The organism is Oricola indica, from assembly GCF_019966595.1.
GTDB classification, from domain to species: Bacteria; Pseudomonadota; Alphaproteobacteria; order Rhizobiales; family Rhizobiaceae; genus Oricola; species Oricola indica.
In genome coordinates, this window is record NZ_JAINFJ010000009.1 from 92,419 (window position 1) to 116,605 (window position 24,187).

Here is a 24,187-nt window from a genome sequence, read left to right on the forward strand (position 1 = left end):
GAGCATGCGTGAACAGTCATTCGATGCCGGACGGATCGCGCGAATTGCCGGCCTGCTCTATGTCGTGATCATCCTGGCCGGCATGGGCAGCGAGGTCGCGGTTCGCATCCCCAATATCGTTCCGGGCGATCCGGCCGCCACCGCGGCCAACCTCGTCGACAACGCCGGTCTTTTTCGCCGGTCCTTCGCCGCCGACATGGCGATGGCGCTGTCGGATGTCGCGCTCGCGGTACTGCTGTTCTGGCTGTTGGGTCCTGCCGGCAAGGTTCTGTCGCTGATGGCCATGGCCTTCCGGCTGGTCCAGGCCGCCTTGATCGGCGCGAGCCTGCTGTTCCAGCATGCGGCATTGCTGGTCGCCAATGGCGCGCCGGGCTTCGATTCCGGAGATCGCGAGGCGCTTGCTGCCTTCTTCCTCGACATTCATGCCCATGGCTATGACCTGGGCCTGGTCTTTTTCGGTGTAGCCTGCCTTCTTTTGGGAACGCTCATCTGGCGCTCCGGCTTCCTGCCGCGCTGGCTCGGCGGTCTCGTCTTCGCCGCCGGTCCGGTCTATCTGGCAGGCTCTTTCGCCCGCTTCGTCATGCCGGAAATCCACGGTCCGCTGCAATTTGCCTATGTGGTGCCGCTGATCGCGGAGACAGCTTTCGCGCTCTGGCTGCTGATCCGCGGTGTTGATACCCGGGTCTGGAAAGCCGGCGCCGGCAAATAAAACAAACCGGCCGCTGCGCTTCTGAGGGCGAAAACGCCGTGTCTCATCGCTTCAGCTGATATCGGTACGGCTCCTCGAAGAGGTCGAGAACCTTCGTGCCCGCCGGCAGGCGCGCGCTGTGCTCCACGCCGGAGGGAATGTTGTAGCTGTCGCCCGGCCGATAGGTCCGGGTTTCGCCGCCGATCGTAAGTTCCAGCGAACCTTCCAGCACTGTGCCCCATTGGCCCTTGTGCGAATGCGGCGGCAGCGAGACGTCCTGGTGTATTGTGAAGATGACCATGAGGCCCTTGTCCGACTGGATGGCGTTGGTGGAGACCGTTTCCTCGCCGATGGGCAGGTCGATGGCATCCAGGGTCTGGATGAAGTCCGGCAGATCCATTGATTGTCCTCCTCTGCGCGCATGCTCCACAAGGCTAGCAGTAAACATTCCCTTGCGACAGTTTTTGCGCTGATGCCACGCGGGTACTGGACAATCCGCCCGTCTCCGTCCCAGTCTGTTGGGCGGATTTTAGGGAGGAGACGTGATGCTTGGACTGATGCAGGAGTGGCCGCTCGTCTGCCACAAGATCATCGACTATGCGGCGAGACAGCACCCAAATAGGGAGGTCGTCTCGCGCTCGATCGAGGGCCCGATCACACGTTCAACCTGGCGCGAAGTGCGCGCACGATCGCTGAAGGTCGCGCAGTTGCTCGCCCGCGAGGGCTTCCAGCCCGGAGACCGGATCGCCACGCTTGCCTGGAACACCGGCCGGCATCTCGAAGCATGGTTCGGCATCATGGGCATGGGGGGCGTCTACCACACCCTCAATCCGCGTCTGTTTCCTGACCAGATCGCGTGGATCATGAACCATGCGTCCGACCGCGCCATCTTCACCGACCTGACCTTCATGCCATTGGTCGAAAAGCTCGCGCCGGCTGTCGAGTCGCTGCGCAAGGTCATCGTTCTCACCGATGCCGCCCATATGCCCGAGACCGCACTACCCAACGTCGTGGCCTACGAAGAATGGCTGACCGAAGCCGATGGCGATTTCGAATGGGCCGATGTCGGCGAGAAGGCCGCCTGCGGCATGTGCTACACTTCGGGCACAACCGGCGATCCGAAGGGTGTGCTCTATTCGCACCGGTCCAACGTGCTGCACGCCATGATGTCCTGCATGCCCGACGCGATGGGCATTGGCGCACGGGATGTCGTCTTGCCCGTCGTGCCTATGTTTCATGCCAACGCATGGGGGCTTGGCCAGTCCGGCCCGATGATCGGCGCCAAGATGGTGATGCCCGGCGGCAAGATGGACGGCGAATCCATCTACGAGCTTCTCGACACCGAAAAGGTGACCTTCACCGCCGCCGTGCCCACGGTCTGGCTGATGCTGCTGCAATATCTCGAGCAGACGGGCAACAAGCTGCCGCATCTCGAGAAGGTCGTCATCGGCGGGTCGGCGTGCCCGCGCGCCATGACGGAGGCATTCGAAAAGGTCTATGGCGTCGAGGTCATTCACGCGTGGGGGATGACCGAGATGAGCCCGCTCGGCAGCTTGTGCACCATGAAGCCGGAATATGCCGCCTTCACGGGCAACGATCTCTTCGACATCAAGCAGAAACAGGGCGCCGCGCCGTTCGGCGTCGAAATGAAAATCACCGATGACGATGACGCGGAACTGCCGTGGGACGGCAAGACCTTCGGCCGGCTGAAGGTGCGCGGTCCGGCGGTCGCCGCCTCCTATTACGGCGGCGATGGAGCCGATCAGTTCGATGCGGCCGGCTGGTTTGACACGGGCGATGTCGCCCATATCGACGAGAACGGCTACATGCAGATCACCGACCGCTCGAAGGATGTCATCAAGTCGGGCGGAGAGTGGATTTCCTCGATCGACCTGGAAAATCTCGCCGTCGGCCATCCTGATGTCGCGGAAGCCGCGGTCATCGGACTGCCCCACGAGAAATGGGGAGAGCGTCCGCTCCTGATCGTTGTCGCCCGCGAAGGCCGCACGCCATCGGGAAGCGACATTCTCTCTTTCATGGAAGGCAAGGTCGCCTCGTGGTGGATGCCCGACGATGTCACCTTCGTCGATGAGATCCCCCACACCGCGACCGGCAAGATCAAGAAGACGGCGCTGCGCGAACAGTTCGAGGGCTACAAGCTCCCCGGCTAGGATGCGGCCGCCGGATCGCGATGCGGGCATGTCCCTGCTCGCGTGATTTCGCGGGGCTGTGAAACGCCTGCATTGGATGATGCCGACGCTGGCGCAAGCCTTTCCGCGTCGGGCCTCCTTCCGGGCCGCCACATTGGCATTTCCCCCTGAAAACCCTATATGTTTCAGGTATTCGGCGCGTCTGATTCGGGGCATCGTCCCGCTTCGCGCGACGCGCGCTTGAAAGAACCGGACCACATGAGCGAAACGCCTGAAATTCCTGAAGAAATCGTCGTCGAATCCAATGAGTACGGCGCCGGCTCGATCAAGGTCCTCAAGGGCCTCGACGCGGTGCGCAAGCGCCCCGGCATGTATATCGGCGATACCGATGACGGGTCTGGCCTGCATCACATGGTCTACGAGGTTGTGGACAACGCCATCGATGAGGCCTTGGCCGGCCATGCCGATCTCGTCACCGTCACCCTCAATGCCGACGGGTCTGTGACCGTCACCGACAACGGCCGCGGCATCCCGGTCGATTTGCATCCGGAAGAAGGCGTCTCTGCAGCCGAGGTCATCATGACCCAGCTTCACGCAGGCGGTAAGTTCGACCAGAATTCCTACAAGGTCTCCGGCGGCCTGCACGGCGTCGGCGTCTCGGTCGTCAACGCGCTCTCCGTCTCGCTGAGGCTGAAGATCGGCCGCAAGGGCAAGTTCCACGAGATGAGCTTCACCCACGGGGTCGCCGACGCGCCGCTGGCCGTCACCGGCGATGCGGGCGATTACACGGGCACCGAGGTCACCTTCACCCCGTCGCAGGAAACCTTCACCAATGTGGAGTTCTCCTACGAAACGCTGGAGCACCGCCTGCGCGAGCTCGCCTTCCTGAATTCCGGCGTCCGCATCAAGCTCACTGACAACCGCCATGCCGATGAGCGCCAGACCGAATTGTTCTACGAGGGCGGGTTGATCGAGTTTGTCCGCTATCTCGATCGTGCGAAGAAACCGCTCATCGAGCTGCCGGTGCACATCACCGGGGAGAAGGACGGCATCACCGTCGAGGTCGCGCTGTGGTGGAACGATTCGTACCACGAGAACGTGCTCTGCTTCACCAACAACATCCCGCAGCGTGACGGCGGCACTCACATGGCCGGCTTCCGCGGCGCGCTGACGCGCCAGGTCACCGGCTATGCCGAGAAATCGGGCCTGACCAAGAAGGAAAAGGTCTCGCTCACCGGCGACGACACCCGCGAAGGGCTGACCTGCGTCCTCTCGGTCAAGGTGCCGGATCCGAAATTCTCCTCCCAGACCAAGGACAAGCTGGTCTCGTCGGAGGTCCGTCCCGTGGTCGAGAGCCTCGTCAACGAGCATCTGGCCGAATGGCTGGAGGAACATCCCGCCGAGGCGAAGATCCTGGTCGGCAAGGTGGTCGAGGCCGCCGCAGCCCGCGAAGCCGCCCGCAAGGCGCGCGAGCTGACGCGCCGCAAGGGCGTGCTCGATATCACCTCGCTGCCCGGCAAGCTCGCCGACTGCCAGGAAAAGGATCCGGCCAAATCCGAGATCTTCATCGTCGAGGGTGATTCCGCCGGCGGTTCCGCCAAGGGCGGCCGCTCGCGCAAGAACCAGGCGATCCTGCCGCTGCGCGGCAAGATCCTGAATGTCGAGCGTGCCCGCTTCGACCGGATGCTATCCTCCGACCAGGTCGGCACGCTGATCACCGCGCTCGGCACGGGCATCGGCAAGGACGAGTTCGACGCCGACAAGGCGCGCTATCACAAGATCATCATCATGACGGACGCCGATGTCGACGGCGCCCATATCCGCACCCTGCTGCTCACCTTCTTCTTCCGCCAGATGCCGGAGCTGATCGAGCGCGGCTATCTCTACATAGCGCAGCCGCCGCTCTACAAGGTGACGCGCGGCAAGCAGAGCCAGTACCTCAAGAACGAGCAGGCGATGGAGGATTACCTCATCGACCTGTCGGTCGACGGCACCGCGCTGGAACTCTCCAATGGCGAGGTCCGAACCGGCCAGGATTTGCGCGCCGTCATCTCGACCGCGCTGCAGATGCGAACCGTGCTGTCCGGCCTGCATTCGCGCTATGATCGCTCGGTCGTCGAGCAGGCCACCATCGCCGGCGCCATGGACGTAGCCGTGCTTGCCGATCCGGGCCGCGCCGCAACCACCGCGCAGGAAGTCGCTGTTCGCCTCGACATGATCTCCGAGGAGACCGAGCGCGGCTGGACCGGCCGCGTCAACCCGTCGAATGACGGCACTGGCGGCTATGTGTTCGAGCGCACCGTTCGCGGCGTGAAGGAGGTGATGATCCTCGACGCCGCCCTGATCGGCTCGGCCGACGCCCGCGCGCTCAATTCGCTCGTCCCGAAACTACGCGAGGTCTATGCCGAACCGCCGGTCTTGCGCCGCAAGGAGGTCGCCGACACGATCGCCGGCCCGATCGCTCTGATCGACCTTGTCTTCGCTTTCGGCCGCAAGGGTCTCACCTCCCAGCGCTACAAGGGCCTCGGCGAAATGGATGCCGAGCAATTGTGGGAAACGACGCTCGACCCGGAAGCCCGCTCGCTTTTGCAGGTCAAGGTTCCCGATGCGACCGACGCCGATTCGCTGTTCTCCCGGCTGATGGGCGACGAGGTGGAGCCGCGCAAGAACTTCATCCAGGACAACGCGCTGTCCGTGGCGAACCTGGATATCTAGTGCAATTCGGATTTGGATTGAAACATCGGAATCGCAATGCGCGTTCAAGCCAAAGGCGAGAGGCCGCGCGTTTTGATTCTATCGCAATCTGAAATGCGCTAGGCGCTCGCGCTACCGCAGGAAAAAGTGCCAATAGGCAAAGGCCAGTCCGAGTACCTGCATGCCGACGACGAAATAGAGCGCGGCCACGAAGGGCTGTTTGCGGGTCTTGTGACGGAACAGAGCCCGTCCAGCGAAGGCTCCCGGAGTTCCGCCCAGAAGCGCGACTAGTAAAAGTGTCGACTCTCGCACGCGCCATCCGCCCCGGCGCGCCTGCCGCTTGTCCCATCCGAACATCGCGAAGGCGAGGATATTCATTGCGAGGAACGTAAGGAGGATCTGAAGCAGCATATGTCGCGGGTCCGTTGTGAACCTGTCGGATTATGGGACGGAATGACTTCGGCGTCGTTAACTGCCGCGCCATGACCCTTCAGTGCCGGGCCGGCAAGCGCCGGGGCGAGGTGCTTGAACTGCCCCGGCGTGTTCTTGTGAATGAACAGGATATTCCCTGGCGCCAATACTCGTCGAACGCGAGGACGCCGGCATCCAATTCCCATATTTCAAGCGACAAGCCACATCCCGGGTCAGCCGGGCTTCACCATGCGCGTCATCACGTCGGACTTCAGGACGAACCGCTGGTAGAGCGCGCCGAGCACGTGCAGCGCGACAAGCGCGAGAAGGATGATCCGCATCACCTCGTGGCCTTCCGCCGCCGCTTCGACGCGGCCGAACCATGCCGCCATGCCGGAGACCGGCATCAGGATCAGCAACGCGTAGAGCCCGAGATGGGTCGCGCCGGCGGCAAGTTTCAGGATGGCGGGTTCGTGTTCCGGTGGTGGCGGTGCGCCGCGTTTCAGGCGCAGCACGATGCGCCAGAGCGCAAGCGCGAGCACGAGGATGCCGCCGAAGACGTGGCTGGCGACAAGTGGATTGAAGGCAATTTCCTGGCCGCGTTCGACTGCGTGCCAGGCTTCGGAGATGCTGTCGTGCAGGACATATTGCAGGACGATCACGATGAACACGATCCAGTGCAGTCGGATCTGTGTGGCGGAAAAACCGGTGGGCGCGGACATGCGGGCCTCCATTTGCGTGTGTAACCCCTCAAGGGCCATCCTAGCCGAAGCCGATTTATATTGCATGCTATATGAATGCGACGCTGCGCCGCATCACAGAAAATTCGCAATGCGAGCCGTTTGCGGACACGTTCGTTGGTCTCGCAGAAGGAAAATGGAGCGCCCATGACCGCGCGCGGACAAAAAGCCGTCGGCATGCGCGACCCCGGCCTGCTTAATGGTTTACGGCACACCGGCGCGGAAAAAGATTAGGCTATTCCGTCGCGCCGCCTTCGACGGGCAGCGGATGGAAACAGGCGTGGCTTTGCAGGCCCTCGTCGATCAGCGCCGGCTGCCGGTCACGGCATGTCGCATCGGCGCGCCAGCAGCGCGGATTGAACGCGCAGCCCTTCGGCGGGTCGAGCGGCGAGGGCAATTCGCCCTCCAGCCGGATGCGGTTTTTCTCGTGAAACGGGTCGGCCACCGGCGTCGCCGACAACAGCGCGGCGGTGTAGGGGTGCCGGGGATGATTGAATACCTCTTCTGACGGGCCCGTCTCGACCGGCTTGCCGAGATACATAACCATGATCTCGTCGGCGAGGTGACGCACGACGGAGAGATCATGGCTGATGAATAGATAGGCGAGCCCCAGTTCGGCCTGCAGATCCATCAGGATGTTGAGCACTTGCGCCTGGATCGACACGTCGAGCGCCGAAACCGGTTCGTCGAGCACGAGGATCTTCGGGTTCAGCATCAGCGCCCGGGCGATCGCGATGCGCTGGCGCTGGCCGCCGGAAAACATGTGCGGATAGCGTTCGTAATGCTCCGCACGCAGCCCGACCCGCTCCATCATGTTGATCGCCTTGGCGCGCCGTGTCGCGGCATTGTCGCTCGTGTTGATCACCAGCGGTTCTTCCAGGATCGCGCCGATCTTCTGGCGCGGATTGAGCGAGCCATAGGGATTCTGGAAGACGATCTGCATCTTGCGGCGCAATTCGGCGGTCGATTGCGTCACCGGCTGGCCGTCGATCTTCAGGAGGCCGTCGGTCGGTTCCTCGATCATGGTGACGAGACGCGCCAGCGTCGATTTCCCGCAGCCCGACTCGCCGACCACCGCAAGCGTCCGGCCCGCCTCCAGGCTGAACGAGACCCCGTCAAGCGCCTTCACGAGACCCTTCTCACCGAAAAACCCGCCTCCGACATCGTAGTGGCGCTTCAAATCCTGCGCTTCGACGACGATCTCTCCGGTGCGCGGGCGGCGTTTGTTCGCTGTCGCGGGCGCGTTCATGGGGCCGCCTCCGCGGTTTCGGGATACCCGGTCGGCTGGCCGTCCTTGAGCGGATAATTGCACAAAGCGAAGCCGAACTCCTCATCCTGGCGCACCGCCTCGCGGGTGCAGCGCTCGGTTGCGTATTGGCAGCGCGGCGAGAACAGGCAACCCGCCGGCCGGTCGCCCTGTCCGGGCACGACGCCCGGAATCGACGGCAGCCGCCCGTGCCGCGTGGCCCTTTCCGGCAGAGCTGAAAGCAGCGCCTGCGTGTAGGGATGATGCGGGTCGCTGAACAGCGCACGCACGTTCTGCTGCTCCACCTTCTGCCCGGCATATTGCACCTGCACCCGCTCGGCCGTCTCGGCCACGACGCCCATGTCGTGGGTAATCAGGATGAGCCCCATGCCGTGGCTCTCCTGCAGGCCGACCAGCAGGTCGAGGATCTGCGCCTGGATGGTCACGTCGAGCGCTGTGGTTGGTTCGTCGGCGATGAGCAGCTTGGGATCGCAGGCAAGGGCCATGGCGATCATCACGCGCTGGCTCATGCCGCCGGAGAGCTGGTGCGGAAACTGGTTGAGCCGCTTTTCGGGGGCAGGGATGCCGACGAGGTTCAACAGTTCGATGGCGCGCTCGCGCCGCTCGGCCCGGCCCATGCCGAGATGGATACGCAGGCTCTCGCCGATCTGGAAACCGACCGTGAAACACGGGTTGAGGCTCGACATCGGCTCCTGGAAGATCATGGCGATATCCTTGCCGATGATCTTGCGCCGGTCCTTCGCGCCGAGCTGGAGCATGTCGCGGCCATCGAAGCGCATCGCGTCGGCCGTCACCGTCGCGGTCCATGGCAAAAGGCCCATCAGCGCCAGCATGGCAACCGACTTGCCTGAGCCACTCTCGCCGACGATCGACAGGATCTCGCCCCGATCGCATGTCAGCGACACCCCGTCCACCGCCTTGAACGGGCCGGAGGAGGTCTTGAAGCTGACCGTCAGGTTTTCGATTTCGAGAAGCGCCATGACGTCAGCTCTGCTTGAGTTTCGGATCGAGCGCGTCGCGCAGGCCGTCGCCCATCAGGTTGATGGCGAGCACCGTCGTCAGGATGGCGAGGCCGGGGAAGGTGACCACCCACCACGCGCGAAGGATGAATTCGCGTGCTTCGGCGAGCATCGTGCCCCATTCCGGCGTCGGCGGCTGCGCACCCACGCCGAGAAAGCCGAGCGCGGCGGCATCCAGAATGGCGTTGGAGAAGGCGAGCGTTCCCTGGACGATCAGCGGCGCGAGGCAGTTCGGCAGGATGGTGACAAACATCAGACGGAGCTTGCCCGCGCCGGCCACGCGCGCCGAAATGACATATTCGCGTTCCCGCTCGGACAGTACCGCTGCACGCGTCAATCGGACGAAATGCGGCTGCAGGATCAGCGCGATGGCGATCATGGCATTGGTGAGGCCGGGACCGAGGATCGCGACGAGGACCAGCGCCAGCAACAAGGACGGGAAGGCAAGGATCACGTCCATGACGCGCATGATCGCGGTGTCGATCCAGCCGCGGAAGAACCCCGCGATAAGCCCGACAAACACGCCGACGGAGACCGACAGCGCCACCACCACGACGCCGATGAAAAGCGAGAAACGCGCGCCGAAGATCAGCCGTGAGAAGATGTCGCGACCAACCGCATCGGTGCCGAGCGGATAGGACCACGAACCGCCATCCATCCACGCTGGTGGAAGAATGAGCGCTTGCCTGTTCTGCAGGCTCGGCGAATGCGGCGCGATGATCGGCGCGAAGACGGCGAGAAAGACAATGATCGAGAAGACGACAAGGCCGATCACGGCGCCCTTGTTCTGACTGAAATAATACCAGAATTCCGACAGCATGGCCCGGCGCATGGCCCATGCGCTGACGGGACGGCCCTGCTGGCCGTCGATTTCCGTTTTCTGCGCTTCGATATGGGTCACGGGACTACCTTCTGATCCGCGGATTGATGAACCCGTAGAGCACGTCCACGGCGAGATTGACGATCATGATGACGCTGGCGATCAGCAGAAGACCGCCCTGCACGACCGCGTAGTCGCGCTTGCCGACGGAATCGATCATCCATTTGCCTATGCCCGGCCAAGAGAAGATCGTTTCGGTCAGGATCGCGCCTGTCATGAGGACGCCGACTTGCAGGCCGATCGTTGTGACGACGGGAATGAGCGCATTGCGCAGCGCATGCAGGCCAATGATGCGTTTCGGGGCCAGCCCCTTGGATTTCGCTGTCCGCACATAGTCCTCGCCGAGCACTTCCAGCATCGCAGAGCGCGTCTGCCGCGCGATGACCGCCAGCGGGATCGTCGCCAGCACGATTGTCGGCAGGATCAGATGGCTGACCGCCGATTTGAAGGCGCCGGCCTGGCCGGACAGCAGGCTGTCGATCAGCATGAAGCCGGTCACCGGTTCGAAGAAGAAGAGCAGCGATATGCGCCCGGAAACCGGAGTCCATCCGAGGAAACCGGAGAAGAAGATGATGAGCAGCAGGCCCCACCAGAAGATCGGCATCGAATAGCCGGTCAGCGCGACGCCCATGATCGACTGATCGAACCAGGAGCCGCGTTTGACGGCGGCGAAGACACCGGCGGGGATGCCGATGACGACTGCCAGGATGATGGCGCAAAGCGCCAGTTCCAGCGTCGCCGGAAACAGCGTGAAGAATTCCTGCAGAACAGGGCGTTTCGTGACGAGCGACGTGCCGAGATCGCCCTGCAGAATACCCGCGACATAGTCGAGATACTGGACGATGACCGGCCGGTCGAAACCGTAGACGGCCTGAAGCTGTTCATAGCGTTCCGGCGTGATGCCCCGTTCGCCGGCGAGCAGCAGGATGGGGTCGCCCGGCAACAGCCGGATGAACGCGAAGGCCACGATCGAGACGCCGATGAATGTCGGGATCACCAGCGCAAGCCGATAAAGAAAAAATCGAAGCATGGCGGTGGGCTCTGCCTGATTTATAAGGGCCGATCAACCGGCCGAATTCGCCGGGTGCGGCGAGAAAACGCCGCCCGGCACGGGGCCGGGCGACGCGATTTCGAATTACTCGGCGAGATCGACGCCTTCGAAGTTGTGGCCACCAAGCGGGTCCATCTTGTAGCCGGTGACGTTCGAACGCATCGGCATGTGGACAACCGAGTGGGCGATGGTCGCCCACGGCGCCTCGCGCTTGAAGACGACCTGGGCCTCCTCGTAGAGCGCCGTGCGCTCTTCCTGGGTGCCGGTCTTCGCCTTCATGATCAGGTCGTTGAACTCCTCATTGCACCACTGGGCGCGATTGGCGCCGCCGACGCCGTCGCAGCCGAGCAGCACGGCGAGGAAGTTGTCCGGATCGCCGTTATCGCCGGTCCAGCCGAGAAGCACCGCGCCGTCGCGGTCTTCAGCTTTCGAGCGCTCGAGATACTCGCCCCATTCATAGGAGACGATCTCGACCTCGACGCCGATCTTGGAGAAGTCCTCCTGGATCACCTCGGCCATGCGGCGCGCGTTCGGGTTGTACGGACGCTGCACCGGCATCGCCCAGACCTTCATCGACAAGTCGGTGACGCCTGCTTCCTCGAGCATCGCCTTTGCCGCATCCGGATCGTACGGATCGTCCTCGATGGAGTCGTTGTAGGACCACATCGTCGGCGGGATCGGATTCTTGGCCGCCTGGCCGGCACCCTGGAAGACCGTGTCCAGGATCGCCTGCTTGTTGATGGCCATGTTCAGGGCCTTGCGCACCTTGGCGTTGTCGAACGGCGCGACCTTGGTGTTGTAGGCGAGATAGCCGACATTCAGGCCTTCCTGCTCCATCACCGTTATGTCTTCATTGTCCTTCAGCGACTGCACGTCGGCCGGGTTCGGATACGGCATCACGTGGCACTCGCCCGCCAGAAGCTTCTGCTGACGCACCGCGTTGTCCGTGGTGATGGCGAAGACCAGATCGTCGATCGGCTGCTTGCCGGCATAGTAGTCGGGAAACGCCTTGTAGCGGATGACCGCGTCAGGCTGGTAGGCCACGAACTGGAACGGGCCGGTGCCGACGGGCTTCTGGTTCAGGTCGGACTTGGTGTCGGACTCGATGAGGCTGTCGGCATATTCCTTGGAGACGATCGAGGCGAAGTCCATGGCGAGGTTCGCGACGAACGGCGCTTCCGGCCGGGTGAGCACGAATTTGACCGTCATGTCATCGACCTTCTCGATCGACGAGACAAGGTCAGGCATCGACATCGCGTTGAAGTATTCCCAGCTCGCGCCTTCGACATAGGAGAAATATGGGTTCTCCTCGTCCATCTGGCGCTCGAAGGTGAAGATGATGTCGTCGGCGTTCATATCGCGCGTCGGCGTGAAGAAGTCCGTCGTATGAAACTTGACGCCCGGACGCAGCTTGAAGGTGAACTCCAGGCCGTCGTCGGAGACTTCCCAGCTTTCAGCGAGGTCCGGAACAACATTGGTCGTACCCGGCTCGAACTGGACGAGACCGCTATAGACCGGCTTGGAAGAGGCGTCGAAGGTCGTGCCGGCCGTGTAGAGCGCGGTGTCGAAACCCTCCGGCGAACCTTCGGAACAATAGACCAGCGTCTTTGCGCTGGCGGCGGATGCCAGACCCGATGCGAGAATTGTCGCAGCGAGTAGCGAAGTTAGTTTCCTGATTTTCATGATTGCTCCCGTTTACAAACTCTAACGTTTCAGAAGACGGTTCCGCGCGGCTGGCGGAACGGCAGTCTGCATCTCTCCCGATGCGGAAGAGGGGAGCAAAGCCCGAAAGAAGGGCGATTGCAATACGCCGTTTTTGATTTCTTTTCCAATCGATCAAAATTCGGCGTGAGCATGTTCATGCATCTGGTGCCGAAAGGTTGGATTGGACGCCGTCGGTCCCCGCGCTCGGCCTCCGCGCGATCTTATCCCAATACGGCGCGTTTCAGCTCTTCGCCGGTGAAGGCGCGTTGCCCTTCGCCGGAAAACGCCGCCTTGACGAGAGCGATGATACGGTCGTTGGCGGGTGTCGCAACGCCTGTCTTGCGACCGAGCGCCGCGATCTCGCCATTCAGCCAGTCGATCTCCGGCTGCCGCCCGCGCTCCAGGTCGAGAAGCATGGACGCCTTGGCGTTCTCATCGACATCCAGCATGCCGCGCGCGACACGGAGAAACAGCCAGTTCGGCAGGGTCAGGATCGGCGCCAGCAGGTTGGGCGGCGCCTTGCCCGCCTTCGCCGGAATGATGCCGGCGGCCTTGAAAACGGTCAGCGCTTCCCGGATCAGCGCGGCCATCACCAAACGGTAGGGGCGGATCGCGAGCTGCCGCTTCAGCGGCATGCCGGAGAGCGTGTTGACGGCGTTGTTGAGATTGTAGAGCAGCTTGCCCCACTGCACGGATTCGATATCCGCTGATACCGCCGACGGGATGCCCGCCGTGTCGAATGCCTCGACGAGAGCTTGTGCGCCCCCGCCTTCGCCGATCACGATTTCTCCGCTGGTCGCACAATGAAACCGGTTCGTACCGATTTCGGCCACGTTGAAGCCGACCATGCCTGCGAGAACGTTGCGGGGCGCAAGGCACTCGGCCAGCACGGCGGGATTGGATATGCCGTTCTGCAGGCTGACGATCAACGCGTCGGGCCCGGCGAGCGGTGCAAGGGTTTCCGCGGCACTGCGTGTTGCGATGCTCTTCACGCAGACGAGAATGACGTCGCAATCGGCGAGCGCCGACACGTCCTGCGAAAAGATGAAGCTGCCGTTCGCGGCGAAGTGTTCCGTGCCGTCATAGCGCGTTATCAGGATGCCATCCGCAAGCCGGTCGCCCATCGCGGCACGGCCCACGAGAACAGGCATATGACCGGCGGCCGCCAGCGCGCCGCCGACATAACAGCCGACCGACCCCGACCCCATTATCCCGATCTTCATGTTCCAGGCTCCGTTCGCGCATGCCGGATTACAGTGGCGATACGCCCGCTTTCGTCAAGTCCGTCGGCCCGAAGCCCGCATAGGCGGCAACTGCGCCAATTTTTCCCTTCACCTGCGTCGCCGAAAGCGGTAGGTGACGCATAGGCCAAACCGTACGATCCCGGAGTAATTCATGACCGAGAAAACCTTCCTCCCCAAAGTGGTGACGGTGTTCGGCGGGTCCGGGTTTGTCGGCAGACACGTGGTCCGCGCCCTTGCCAAGAATGGCTACAGAGTGCGCGTCGCCGTGCGCCGTCCGGATCTCGCCCTTCACCTTCAGCCGCTCGGCGACGTCGGACAGATTACTGCCGTGCAGGCCAATCTGCGCCATCGCTGGTCGATCGAGCGTGCGCTGGAGGGCTCGGACGCGGCCATCAATCTCGTCGGTATTCTGTTTGAAAGCGGACGGCAGAGTTTCGCCGCGGTCCAGGATTTCGGCGCGCGCGCCGTCGCCGAGGCATGCGCGGAGGCGGGCGTTCCGCTCGTTCACATGTCGGCCATAGGCGCCGATCCGAAAAGCGCGTCCGACTACGGCCGCAGCAAGGCCGCCGGCGAGGCCGCTGTCCTTTCCGCGTTGGGGGACAAGGCGGTCATCATGCGTCCGTCGATCGTGTTCGGGCCGGAAGACGGCTTCTTCAACAAGTTCGCCGACTTGGCGCGTTTCCTGCCGGCCCTGCCGCTGATCGGCGGCGGCGAGACGAAGTTCCAGCCGGTCTATGTCGGCGACGTCGCCGATGCCTTCGTGCGCGCTGTCGATGGTTCGCTTGAAGGGGGCAAGGTCTACGAATTGGGTGGCCCGGAAGTCGTATCCTTCCGCGAATGCATGCAGGAAATCCTCAAGATCACCCGGCGCAAGCGGCTCCTCGTCGATATCCCGTGGTGGCTCGCGCGGATCCAGGGGCGCATCTTCGGCATGCTGCCCAAGCCGCTGCTGACCGTCGATCAGGTCGAACTGCTCAAGTCCGACAATGTCGTCTCTGACGAAGCGGAGACCGAGGGACGCTCGTTTGCCGGCATCGGCATTCGCCCGACGACGATGGATGCGATCCTGCCGACTTATCTCTGGCGCTACCGCGAGACCGGCCAGTTCACCAAGCCGGCCGCGCCTTCGGAAACGGGCGGCGCTGCCTGAATTTGGACACCGTCCACTTGCTGCCCGAGGCGATTTCCGGTTCGGCCGCGGCCATTCTGATTGCCACCAGTATCTTCACATCAGCGACATCCGCCGTTTTCGGACTTGGTGGCGGCGTCATGATGCTCGTGTTGATGAGCCTCTTCATGCCGGTCGCCGCGCTGATCCCGGTGCATGGCGTGGTTCAGCTGGGCTCAAATCTCGGCCGCGCCTATCATTTGCGCCGATTCGCGGTTCCTTCGATGATCCTCCCTTTTGCGGCGGGTGGCGTGATCGGTGCGCTGGCTGGCGGCGCCGTTGTGACCGAACTGCCGGAAGCGCTGCTCAAGACGATCCTCGCGGTGTTCATTCTCGTGATCACCTGGGTGAAACTGCCGCCATTGCCGTTGGTAAAATCTCCGCCCGTCTTCGCGATCGGCGGTGCGGTGACGACGGCTCTGACGATTTTTCTCGGCGCGACCGGTCCGCTGATCACGGCGCTGATGGCAAAGACCTTCGAAACCCGCCATCAGGTCGTCGCCAATGCGGCGGTCGCCATGACGATCCAGCACCTGCTGAAGGTGGTGGCATTCGGCATTCTCGGCTTCGGTCTTGCACCGTGGCTGCCGCTGGCCTGCGCGATGATCGTGTCCGGCTATGCGGGAACGATGATCGGCGCCCGGCTTCTCGACACAATGGATGAGGCGCGGTTTCGATTCTGGTTTCGAATCGGCGTGACCGTTCTCGCGGTCGAACTTCTGCGTCGCGCCCTCTTCTGACGATTAGCCGACCAGATAAAGCCCGATCAGCCCCGCCGTGCCGACGAGGATGCGCCACAGGGCGAAAAGCCGGAAGCCATGCCGCGACACATAGTCGAGCAGGTATTTCACCACGAAGACGCCCGCGATGAAGGCGGTGATGAAGCCCGCGCCGATGATGATTGCGTCGTCGAAGGACAGGACGTTGCGGTTTTTGAAGAGATCGAGCGCGAAGGCGCCGGTCATGGTGGGCATGGCGAGGAAGAACGAGAACTCCGCCGCCGAACGCTTGTCGGTCCCCATCAGCAGCGCGCCTGCGATGGTCGCGCCCGAGCGGGACGTGCCGGGGATCATCGCCAAACACTGGCAAAGCCCGATCTTGAAGCACAGGCCGAGCGGGTATTCCGTGACGTCGGTATAGCGCGGCTTCAGCGGCAGGCGGTCGATCCACAACAGGATGAACCCGCCGACGATCAGCACGATACAGATCAAGAGTGGCGTCTCGAACAGCACCGTCTTGATGAAGTCATGCGCGAGCGCGCCGATCACGGCCGCCGGAAGGAAGGCGAGCAGAATGCCGCCGACGAAATGCTGCGTCTTGCGGTCAGAGGGCAGCGCAACCGCCATTTGCCAGAGCCGCGTGAAGTAGACGGTCAAAATCGCCAGGATCGCGCCGAGCTGGATCAGCACCTCGAATGTTTTTCCGGTTGATTCGAAGCCGAGGAAATGGCCGGCCAGCAGCAGATGCGCTGTCGAGGAGACGGGGATGAACTCCGTCAGCCCCTCGAGGATGCCGAGAAGAAGTGCTTCGACGATCGTCTGGTCAGCCATGGGTGTTATCCGGTTCTCGTCCGCCGGGCGGCGGCACTTTCGCGCGGCATACACGAAAACCGGATCGGATTACCAGCCCATCAGCCCTGCTTCGTTCGGACGCGATAGGCCAGCCGGTCGGCCCATTCAGGATGCTTGTCGAACTGCGCCGCCGCGAAGGGGCAGATCGGGATGATCTTGCGCCCTTCGCGTTGCGCATCCGCCATCAGCGCCTCGAGCAGCCGCAGGCCGGTGCCCGTGCCGCGAAACGCGTCCGGAACCTCCGTATGGTCGATGATGAGCTGGTTCGCACCAGTCAGCCGGTAGCTCATTTCCGCGATCGTGTCGGCCGGTCCGCGCACGAGGTAGCGCCCCTTGCCTTCGGCGTCCTGCTCGCGGTCAACCGGAAGTGAATGGATATCCGCGAGGCTTGCGCGGATCTGCGTCATGAATTCGCCAATGGCATCGACCTCGACCTGCGCGATTTCGTGGCCGCCGCGATGCCAAACGCTTTTCACCGTCGCGCCGCGCGATTCGAGGCCGTCGATCAATTGCCCCGTTGTCTCAGGCGGGCAGATTGGATCGCTTCCGCCGGCCGTCACGAGGATCTGCCGTCCGGCAAGCTGGTCGCCTGCCGAGATGTCCCACGGGATCAGCGGATGCATCAACACCGCGTGGCTGACTATTTCCGGGGCTTCCAGCATGATCGAGGCGAGGATGTTGGCGCCATTCGAATAGCCGAGCCCGACGACGCGCGACGGTTTCAGCCGCTCGACCTGCGCGGCGAGGAACGCCGCCATCGCCCGCGTGCGCTCCGCCAAATCGGCCATGTCGTAGACACCTTCGCCCGTGCGCTTGAAGTAACGCAACGCGCCGTTCTCCGAGACGTCTCCGCGCGGCGCGACGACGATCGCCTCGGGAAAATGCGCTCGCCCGTAATCGAGAAACTGCGTCTCGTCGCCGCCGGTGCCGTGAAACACGAACAGCACCGGATTGCCGGGCCGGTAATCTGGACCGGGCTTTTCCGCGAAGTGATATGGATTGTCCGGCATTGGTCCTGTCCTGTGCGTCTCGCGGGGTCGATCGCTGTGGTGTCCATATAGGGCGATGGCGCGGCTACGATCCAGCCGCAGGAGCCGCGATTGGCGCGATCTGGAACATGAGGGGATGAAATGGCGGGGCACGGCTACGAAAGCGGACGGCTCGATCTCCCGTTCGTCGGGATCGATCTCGTCGAGGGCGCGCCGGACTATGATCCGTCAGGTTTGAAAACGACGCTGGCCGCTCAACTCCTGCTCAACGTGATCGGCCGCGTCCTGCAACACCGCTTCTAAAGCGGCAATGCGCTGGTGTCCTTCAGCGTTTCGAGCGCGATCGAGGTCTTCACGTTCTGCACCGCTTCATGCGGCAGCAGCATCTCGTTGACGAAATCCGACAGGCCGCGGAGGTCTCTGGTGACGACCTTCAGGATGTAGTCCATCTCTCCGGTCAGCGAATGCGCTTCCTGCACCTCAGGCAGGCGCGCCATGAGGTCGGCGAACCGCGCCGCATTGTTGCGGTTGTGGGTCGATAGCGTCACCGTAATGAAATTGACCAGCCCGAATCCCGTCTTCTCGCGATCGATCCGTGCGTGATAGCCGGCGATGAACCCTTCCCGTTCGAGCCGGGCGCGCCGCCTTGAGCATTGCGATGGCGACAGGTTGATGCGCTCTGCCAGATCGTTGTTCGTCAGCCGCGCGTCTTCCTGTAGCGCCGCAAGGATTTTGCGGTCCTGCATGTCCGGTTCGTTATCCATGACGCCGTTTCCTCATTCAATGCACAAAACATGCGTCATGATGGATTTCGGCGCGTCAGAATGCAAACACCTTGCAGCTTAGCTGCGCTATTCTGACGCATATCAGGCATGGAGGAACATGATGGGACCTTTCCCGCACGACGCCCCGAAAGCGGAAATAACGACCGACAATCCAGCCGGCACGGACGGTTTCGAATTCGTCGAGTTCGCCCATACGGATCCGAAGGAACTCGAAACCTTGTTTGCGCGCATGGGCTATGTGCCGGTCGCGCGCCACAGGTCGAAGGCGATAACAGTCTGGCGGCAGGGCGACATCAATTACCTCGTCAATGCCGAGCCCGGCTCGCATGCCATGCGTTTCGTCGAGGAGCATGGTCCCTGCGCGCCGTCCATGGCCTGGCGCGTCGTCGATGCGAAACACGCTTTCGACCACGCGGTCTCGAAGGGCGCGACACCCTATGAAGGTGATGACAAGGCGCTAGACGTCCCGGCCATCGTCGGCATCGGCGGTTCGCTGCTTTATTTCGTCGAACGCTACGGCGACAAGGGATCGGCCTATGACGCCGAATTCGAGTGGATCGGCGAGCGCGATCCGAAGCCGCAAGGCGTCGGCTTCTACTATCTCGATCACCTGACCCACAATGTCTATCGCGGCAACATGGACAAGTGGTGGGCCTTCTACCGTGAGCTTTTCGGCTTCGAGCAGATCCACTTCTTCGATATCGAGGGCAAGCTGACCGGTCTCGTCAGCCGGGCAATCACCTCGCCCTGCGGCAAGATTCGCATTCCGCTCAACGAATCGACGGACGACAAGTCGCAGATCGAGAGCTACCTGAAGAAATATCGCGGCGAAGGCATCCAGCACATCGCGGTCGGCACGGAGCACATCTACGACGCGACCGACGCGCTGGCCGAAAACGGTCTCGCCTTCATGCCCGGCCCGCCCGAGACCTATTACGCGATGAGCCACGACCGCGTTCACGGACATGAAGAGCCGGTCGAGCGGATGAAGACCCACGGCATCCTGATCGATGGCGAAGGCGTCGTCGGTGGCGGCGAGACGAAGATACTGTTGCAGATCTTCTCCAAGACCGTGATCGGCCCGATCTTCTTCGAGTTCATCCAGCGCAAGGGCGACAACGGCTTCGGCGAGGGCAATTTCCGCGCCCTGTTCGAATCGATCGAGCGCGAGCAGATCGAATCGGGCGAATTGGCGATGGATGCAGCGGAATAGGGAGGGAAAGGCGGCGGCTTCGGCCGCCGCTTTTTATGCCGCCAGCGGCGTCGTGCCTCGCGAGCGCAGGAAAATGGTTCCGATGATCGCGATGTTGAGCAGGTTGAAGGCGATCCCGTTCAGGAACGCCGCCTGGTAGCTTCCGGTCAGATCGTAGATCCATCCCGACATCCAGCCGCCGAGCGCCATCCCGAAGATCGTCGCCATGATGACGAACCCGACGCGCGCGCCGGCTTCCTTCGCCGGCAGGTAGTCGCGCACGATGAGCGCATAGCTCGGTACGATGCCACCTTGCGAAAGACCGAAGATCAGGCTGACGACATAGAGCGAGACCAGCCCGTCATAGGGCAGATAGAGGAACAGGCCGATACATTGCAGCGTCGAGCCGATCAGCAATGTGCGCACGCCGCCGAGCTTGTCTGCCACAAGGCCGGACACCAGCCTCGACACGACACCGCCCATCAGCATCAGCGACAGCATCTCCGCCCCGGCGACCGGCCCGTAGCCGAGATCGACGCACAGCGAAACGAGGTGCACCTGCGGCATCGACATCGCGACACAGCAGCCGATTCCGGCAAGACCCAGCATCCATTGCAGCGTACGCGGTGAAAAAGGCGCCGTTTGCAGGACTTCCGGTGCTGCTGCGATGCCGTCCCGGCTGACGGAAGCGACCGGGCTTCTGCGCCGCAACAGCAGCGCGAGCGGAATGAGCGTGACGACGATCGCGATGGCGAGGGTGACATAGGATGTGCGCCAGCCCGCCTCGTGCGGGAGCGAGCGAAGCAGGACCGGCCAGACGACGCCGGAAAGGTAGTTGCCGCTAGCCGCGATGGCGACCGCGATACCGCGCCGGCGGCGGAACCAGTGTGAGATATCGGCGATCAGCGGCCCGAAGCCGGCAGCCGTTCCAAGCCCGATCAGCATCTGCGCCGCCGACAGCAACTGGATCGACGGGCTCGCCGCCGCCAGGGTGTAGCCTGCGCCCAGCGTCAGCGCGGATCCGATGAGCGTCAGCGTGATGCCGAAGCGGTCGACCGCCCTGCCGAGAACGAGGCTGCCGAACGCAAAGCCCACCATGGTGAGCGTGTAAGGCATCGAGGCCGATGCCCTGTCGATCGCGAACTCCGCCTGCACTTCCGGCATGACCACGACGATGGACCACATGCCGACATTGCCGATCGTGGCGATCAGCAGCGTGACGGCGAGGCGCTTCCAGGAATAGGAGCTGTCGAGGACGGGCGAGGCGTGCATGCGCGCGACGCTATTGCCGGGTGTTCGGTTTGTCTAACGCTTCTTTCGCGCGGCCGTCAGAATCCCGTCTTGCGCGCGACGTTCTTCATGATCGCCAGCAGTGCGAGGCTGAGAAAGGCGCCGCTGACCACCAGCATCGCCTGCATCGACGTGGTCGGGATGGGAAGATGGACGTAACGCGTCGCATGAAAACCGAGAAAGCCGCCGGCAATCAGGATCAGCGTGTTCAGGAAGACGCCGAAACCATCATCTTCCAGAACGCCATTCATGGCGAAGCCCACGAAATAGGCGCCGGCCGAGCCGATCAGGGCGAGAAACAGAAACATTGCCATGTCAGGATTTGAAATCATGCCTGACCTCACGCAATTGTTCGAGATCGGGCGATTGTCGCATGGTTTCGTGAACAGCCGGTTTCCGGCAGCGGGATCGAATCGACGCATTCCGGTCAGGACTCGTTGACGGGATCGTGTGTGCCGGGGCCGTTGCCCTATTGCTTGTGTTCCCAGACCTGCGTGAAGCTCAGATCGGTAAAGGCGAGAGCGTCGCGTGCGGCGGCGTCGCAACCGAGCGCCTTCACATTGCGCCGCATTTCCTTTTGCCATTCCGGCGCGATCGCCATGGCGGCCGCGCGATCGCCGGGGCTCAGATGACTTCCGAGCGTGGCGTTGAGATAGACGAAATAGGACGGGCACGCTTCTTCTATCGCAGACGTGTAACCGTGAAAAATGGCGAAACGCACTGCTTCGTTCTCGTCCGCCCGGGCCGAAATGGCTGTGGCGGCAATCATCGCCGTCAACGTCAATCGAATGAACATGGTTCTTGCAAATCCGGTCATCGGAAAATCGCCCCGGTCCAGTTAATGCAATCGCCCGGCGCTGTCCATTCAGGTTCCGGCGCTTGTCACAATCGATTGGCGAGGGTGCCTAACCGGCGTTCGGCGGGCCGCCATAAGGGTCCCATGCGCCGGCGACGAGATAGCCGCAATCGACCGGCAATGTGACGCCGGTGATCGCTGATGCCAGGTCCGAGGCGAGGAACGCGATGGCGTTGGCGACTTCCTGCGGTTCGACCAGCCGCCCGGTGGCACTTGTCGCGGCGAACCCATCCGCGGAACCATAGCCCACGGCAAAAGCGATATCGGTGGCGGGCGTCCGCGTGAAGCCCGGCGCGACGGCGTTGACCCGCACGCCGTTCCGCGCCCATTCCGCTGCGAGGCCTTCGGTCAGGTTGATGACGGCCGCCTTGGAAGGGCCATAGGCGCGCAGTGGACTTGCTCTCAGCCCGGTCACCGATGAGACATTGACGATCGCGCCGTGTCCGCGCTCGGCCATGCGCAGGCCGGCATGGCGGCAGCACAGATAGGTGCCGCGCAGATTGGTGGAGATGACCTTGTCCCATTCCTTGTCGCGCGCCTGGGCAACTGGAAGCGGCCGCTCCAGAACGCCGGCGGAATTCACCAGCACATCGACTGCGCCAAGATCGTCCTCGACCTGCGCGAAGGCGGTTTCGATCGAAGCGCGGTCGGTGACATCGACCGGTTGGTATTCGAGGCCCTGCTGCGACGGATCGAGCGTCGCGCGGTCGAGCACGGCAACCCGTGCGCCACAGGCGCGCATCAGCTGCGCCGCGGCCAGCCCGATACCGCTTGCCCCGCCTGTCACAACTGCTATTTTCCCCGTAAGGTCGATTGGAACCAATTCGCCACCAGCTTCAACGTCGACGCGCCGACACAGTCTCATAGTTACATGTCCTCAACTCCGTCAACGTCGCCCTCAACGGCTTCGCAACCTGCCGCCGTCGTTACCGGGGCGTCGTCCGGCATCGGCAAAGAACTTGCCCGGCTCGCCGCGAGCGAGCATGGCGCGATCCTTCTCGTCGCGCGGTCTTCCGATTTGCTGACGGAATTGGCGGCGGAACTCGAACCTCTCTGCGATTCCGTCGCGTGGTTGTCTGCCGATCTCGCCGACAGCGATGCGGGCGACCGGATCGAGGCCGCGCTCGCAGAACGCGGCTGGCACTGCGACGTGCTGATCGAGGCGGCCGGCATCGGTTTCGTCGGCCCGGCATGGGAGACCGATCGCGCAGATCAGCTCGCCACGGTCGATATCAATATCCGCGCGCTGACCGACCTTGCACTGCGCTTCCTGCCCGGCATGGTGAAAAGGCGCAGCGGCGGTCTTCTTCTCGTCGGGTCGATCTCCGGCTTCTTTCCGGGCCCGAACATGGCCGTCTATTACGCGTCGAAAGCCTATATCCGGTCCCTGTCGCTGGCGCTGCATGCGGAGACGCGGCAGGCCGGCGTGACGGTGACATGCCTCGCGCCGGGATTCGTCACGACGCCTTTCCTGGGACTGTCTGGCTTGCGCCCGACCCGCATGCGCAAGTTGCTCCCGCGAATCACGCCTGAGCAGGCCGCCCGCGCCGGGTGGCGGGCATTTCGGGCCGGTCGCTCCATCGTCGTGCCGGATACGACGACCAGGCTTGTCGTTTCCGTCATGAGGGTGCTACCGGGAAGCCTCGCTCTCCGTCTGATCCGGCGGCTGCAATCCTGACCATGGCCGGCCGGCGAATGCCGGGCTTTTGACCGAACCGGAGAGATCGATGCGTGGCCGCTATGTGAATCTTTCCCCTGCGCGGCGCCTGGTTTCCGATTACATGTGGTTCTCGCGCGATCTGCCGCTCGTGACAGTGGAACGGCGGGTCTGCGTTCCGGAACTCGTCGCGGCACGCGCCGCGGCCTCCGAGCGACCCGCTTGGGCGGCGGTCTTCATCAAAGCCTTCGCGATGGTTTGCGCCGAGGATCCGCGCCTGCGCCGCGCTTATGTGAAACTCCCGTGGCCGATGTTCTTCGAATATGAGCGCCCCGTGGCCTCGCTCGTCCTGGAACGCGAGTACGAAGGCGAGGACACGCTGCTGACCGGCGTGATGAGGGCGCCGGAGACGCTCGACGTCATGGATATCACCCGGCGCGTGAAGAAGCTGGCGCAAGCGCCGGTCAACGAGATCCGCGGCTTTGATCGCATGCTGCGCATTTCGCGCCTGCCGCGACCGCTGCGTCGCATGATCTGGTGGCTCGGTCTCAATCTTGCCCGTCAGCGCGCCAATTATTTCGGGACGTTCCTGATCACTTCGCTGATGAGCGAAGGCGGCATCAGCAAGCGCATTCTTGCACCGATGCCGGTCATCCTGACCTATGGCATTTTCGACGAGGATGGCTGCATCGAGCTGCGTCTGACCTTCGATCACCGCGTTATCGACGGCCGCGCGGCCGTGACCGCTCTGGCGCGCCTTGAAGCGATGCTTCGCGGCCCGGTCACCGACGAGATAACCACCGGGGCCGCGCAAGCTTGACGCGCCGGACG

At 63.0% G+C, this 24,187-nt stretch carries 25 protein-coding genes and 1 pseudogene; 9 read left to right on the forward strand and 17 right to left on the reverse strand.

The window, feature by feature from the left end; translation table 11 throughout:
* Positions 1 to 4: 4 nt before the first annotated feature.
* A complete protein-coding gene (locus LC343_RS19515; RefSeq protein WP_223478850.1) occupies positions 5 to 709 on the forward strand; it encodes a DUF4386 domain-containing protein in 705 nt (234 codons plus the stop codon).
* 43 nt (positions 710 to 752) lie between these two features.
* Here the strand turns inward: LC343_RS19515 and LC343_RS19520 are convergent, their stop codons facing one another.
* A complete protein-coding gene (locus LC343_RS19520; protein ID WP_223478851.1) occupies positions 753 to 1,088 on the reverse strand; it encodes a cupin domain-containing protein in 336 nt (111 codons plus the stop codon).
* A gap of 145 nt (positions 1,089 to 1,233) precedes the next feature.
* On the opposite strand from LC343_RS19520, the gene LC343_RS19525 reads away from it, so the two are divergent.
* Together LC343_RS19525 and gyrB are read left to right on the forward strand one after the other, a co-directional pair.
* The gene (locus LC343_RS19525) at positions 1,234 to 2,859 is read left to right on the forward strand and encodes a long-chain-fatty-acid--CoA ligase (protein ID WP_223478852.1); all 1,626 of its coding nucleotides are present in this window, start codon (positions 1,234 to 1,236) and stop codon (positions 2,857 to 2,859) included.
* Between the two features lie 237 nt (positions 2,860 to 3,096).
* Positions 3,097 to 5,553, forward strand: coding sequence for a DNA topoisomerase (ATP-hydrolyzing) subunit B (gene gyrB / locus LC343_RS19530; RefSeq protein WP_223478853.1), 2,457 nt, complete (start codon positions 3,097 to 3,099; stop codon positions 5,551 to 5,553).
* A gap of 111 nt (positions 5,554 to 5,664) precedes the next feature.
* Here gyrB and LC343_RS19535 read toward each other — a convergent pair whose 3' ends face one another.
* The 8 genes from LC343_RS19535 to LC343_RS19570 form a co-directional block, all read right to left on the reverse strand.
* The gene (locus LC343_RS19535) at positions 5,665 to 5,943 is read right to left on the reverse strand and encodes a DUF1294 domain-containing protein (protein WP_223478854.1); all 279 of its coding nucleotides are present in this window, start codon (positions 5,941 to 5,943) and stop codon (positions 5,665 to 5,667) included.
* Between the two features lie 233 nt (positions 5,944 to 6,176).
* Positions 6,177 to 6,665: a cytochrome b gene (locus LC343_RS19540; protein WP_223478855.1), complete on the reverse strand. Its 489-nt coding sequence runs from the start codon at positions 6,663 to 6,665 to the stop codon at positions 6,177 to 6,179.
* 253 nt (positions 6,666 to 6,918) lie between these two features.
* Complete coding sequence (locus LC343_RS19545) at positions 6,919 to 7,932, reverse strand: dipeptide ABC transporter ATP-binding protein (RefSeq protein ID WP_223478856.1); 1,014 nt, start codon at positions 7,930 to 7,932, stop codon at positions 6,919 to 6,921.
* A complete protein-coding gene (locus LC343_RS19550; protein ID WP_223478857.1) occupies positions 7,929 to 8,930 on the reverse strand; it encodes an ABC transporter ATP-binding protein in 1,002 nt (333 codons plus the stop codon). Before LC343_RS19550 ends, LC343_RS19545 begins: the two co-directional genes overlap by 4 nt.
* A gap of 4 nt (positions 8,931 to 8,934) precedes the next feature.
* On the reverse strand, positions 8,935 to 9,801 hold the full coding sequence (locus tag LC343_RS19555; protein ID WP_223478909.1) for an ABC transporter permease subunit: 867 nt from the start codon (positions 9,799 to 9,801) through the stop codon (positions 8,935 to 8,937).
* Positions 9,802 to 9,874: 73 nt separating this feature from the next.
* Complete coding sequence (locus LC343_RS19560; RefSeq protein WP_223478858.1) at positions 9,875 to 10,879, reverse strand: ABC transporter permease subunit; 1,005 nt, start codon at positions 10,877 to 10,879, stop codon at positions 9,875 to 9,877.
* 105 nt (positions 10,880 to 10,984) lie between these two features.
* A complete protein-coding gene (locus LC343_RS19565) occupies positions 10,985 to 12,583 on the reverse strand; it encodes an ABC transporter substrate-binding protein (RefSeq protein WP_223478859.1) in 1,599 nt (532 codons plus the stop codon).
* 242 nt (positions 12,584 to 12,825) lie between these two features.
* Positions 12,826 to 13,827, reverse strand: a complete 1,002-nt coding sequence (locus LC343_RS19570) for a 2-dehydropantoate 2-reductase (RefSeq protein WP_223478860.1) — start codon at positions 13,825 to 13,827, stop codon at positions 12,826 to 12,828.
* Positions 13,828 to 13,999: 172 nt separating this feature from the next.
* Between LC343_RS19570 and LC343_RS19575 the strand changes: the two genes are divergently transcribed.
* Together LC343_RS19575 and LC343_RS19580 are read left to right on the forward strand one after the other, a co-directional pair.
* A complete protein-coding gene (locus LC343_RS19575; RefSeq protein WP_223478861.1) occupies positions 14,000 to 14,998 on the forward strand; it encodes a complex I NDUFA9 subunit family protein in 999 nt (332 codons plus the stop codon).
* A 2-nt stretch (positions 14,999 to 15,000) separates the two neighbouring features.
* Entirely contained in the window at positions 15,001 to 15,756 is a 756-nt protein-coding gene (locus tag LC343_RS19580) for a sulfite exporter TauE/SafE family protein (protein ID WP_223478862.1), read from the forward strand.
* Between the two features lie 3 nt (positions 15,757 to 15,759).
* Here the strand turns inward: LC343_RS19580 and LC343_RS19585 are convergent, their stop codons facing one another.
* The 3 genes and pseudogenes from LC343_RS19585 to LC343_RS19595 form a co-directional block, all read right to left on the reverse strand.
* Positions 15,760 to 16,566, reverse strand: coding sequence for an undecaprenyl-diphosphate phosphatase (locus LC343_RS19585; protein WP_223478863.1), 807 nt, complete (start codon positions 16,564 to 16,566; stop codon positions 15,760 to 15,762).
* 80 nt (positions 16,567 to 16,646) lie between these two features.
* Complete coding sequence (locus LC343_RS19590) at positions 16,647 to 16,994, reverse strand: GNAT family N-acetyltransferase (RefSeq protein WP_223478910.1); 348 nt, start codon at positions 16,992 to 16,994, stop codon at positions 16,647 to 16,649.
* A pseudogene (locus LC343_RS19595) lies at positions 16,992 to 17,597 on the reverse strand (alpha/beta hydrolase); the annotation flags it as partial. The pseudogene LC343_RS19595 and the gene LC343_RS19590, both read right to left, overlap by 3 nt.
* Positions 17,598 to 17,717: 120 nt before the next feature.
* On the opposite strand from LC343_RS19595, the gene LC343_RS19600 reads away from it, so the two are divergent.
* Positions 17,718 to 17,879, forward strand: a complete 162-nt coding sequence (locus tag LC343_RS19600) for a hypothetical protein (protein WP_428982625.1) — start codon at positions 17,718 to 17,720, stop codon at positions 17,877 to 17,879.
* Here the strand turns inward: LC343_RS19600 and LC343_RS19605 are convergent.
* Positions 17,876 to 18,340, reverse strand: a complete 465-nt coding sequence (locus LC343_RS19605) for an Lrp/AsnC family transcriptional regulator (RefSeq protein ID WP_223478864.1) — start codon at positions 18,338 to 18,340, stop codon at positions 17,876 to 17,878. The two genes, LC343_RS19600 and LC343_RS19605, sit on opposite strands and share 4 nt — an antisense overlap.
* A 121-nt stretch (positions 18,341 to 18,461) precedes the next feature.
* Between LC343_RS19605 and hppD the strand changes: the two genes are divergently transcribed.
* Complete coding sequence (hppD, locus tag LC343_RS19610) at positions 18,462 to 19,574, forward strand: 4-hydroxyphenylpyruvate dioxygenase (protein WP_223478911.1); 1,113 nt, start codon at positions 18,462 to 18,464, stop codon at positions 19,572 to 19,574.
* A gap of 33 nt (positions 19,575 to 19,607) precedes the next feature.
* Here the strand turns inward: hppD and LC343_RS19615 are convergent, their stop codons facing one another.
* The 4 genes from LC343_RS19615 to LC343_RS19630 form a co-directional block, all read right to left on the reverse strand.
* On the reverse strand, positions 19,608 to 20,825 hold the full coding sequence (locus LC343_RS19615; RefSeq protein ID WP_223478865.1) for an MFS transporter: 1,218 nt from the start codon (positions 20,823 to 20,825) through the stop codon (positions 19,608 to 19,610).
* Between the two features lie 56 nt (positions 20,826 to 20,881).
* Complete coding sequence (locus LC343_RS19620; RefSeq protein WP_223478866.1) at positions 20,882 to 21,175, reverse strand: hypothetical protein; 294 nt, start codon at positions 21,173 to 21,175, stop codon at positions 20,882 to 20,884.
* A 137-nt stretch (positions 21,176 to 21,312) separates the two neighbouring features.
* On the reverse strand, positions 21,313 to 21,660 hold the full coding sequence (locus tag LC343_RS19625) for a hypothetical protein (protein ID WP_223478867.1): 348 nt from the start codon (positions 21,658 to 21,660) through the stop codon (positions 21,313 to 21,315).
* A gap of 88 nt (positions 21,661 to 21,748) precedes the next feature.
* Positions 21,749 to 22,486 (reverse strand): SDR family NAD(P)-dependent oxidoreductase, encoded by a 738-nt coding sequence (locus tag LC343_RS19630; RefSeq protein ID WP_223478868.1) that lies wholly within the window; start codon positions 22,484 to 22,486, stop codon positions 21,749 to 21,751.
* 84 nt (positions 22,487 to 22,570) lie between these two features.
* On the opposite strand from LC343_RS19630, the gene LC343_RS19635 reads away from it, so the two are divergent.
* Positions 22,571 to 23,377 (forward strand): SDR family NAD(P)-dependent oxidoreductase, encoded by an 807-nt coding sequence (locus LC343_RS19635; protein WP_223478869.1) that lies wholly within the window; start codon positions 22,571 to 22,573, stop codon positions 23,375 to 23,377.
* 49 nt (positions 23,378 to 23,426) lie between these two features.
* Positions 23,427 to 24,176, forward strand: coding sequence for a 2-oxo acid dehydrogenase subunit E2 (locus tag LC343_RS19640; RefSeq protein WP_223478870.1), 750 nt, complete (start codon positions 23,427 to 23,429; stop codon positions 24,174 to 24,176).
* The last annotated feature ends 11 nt before the right edge of the window (positions 24,177 to 24,187 follow it).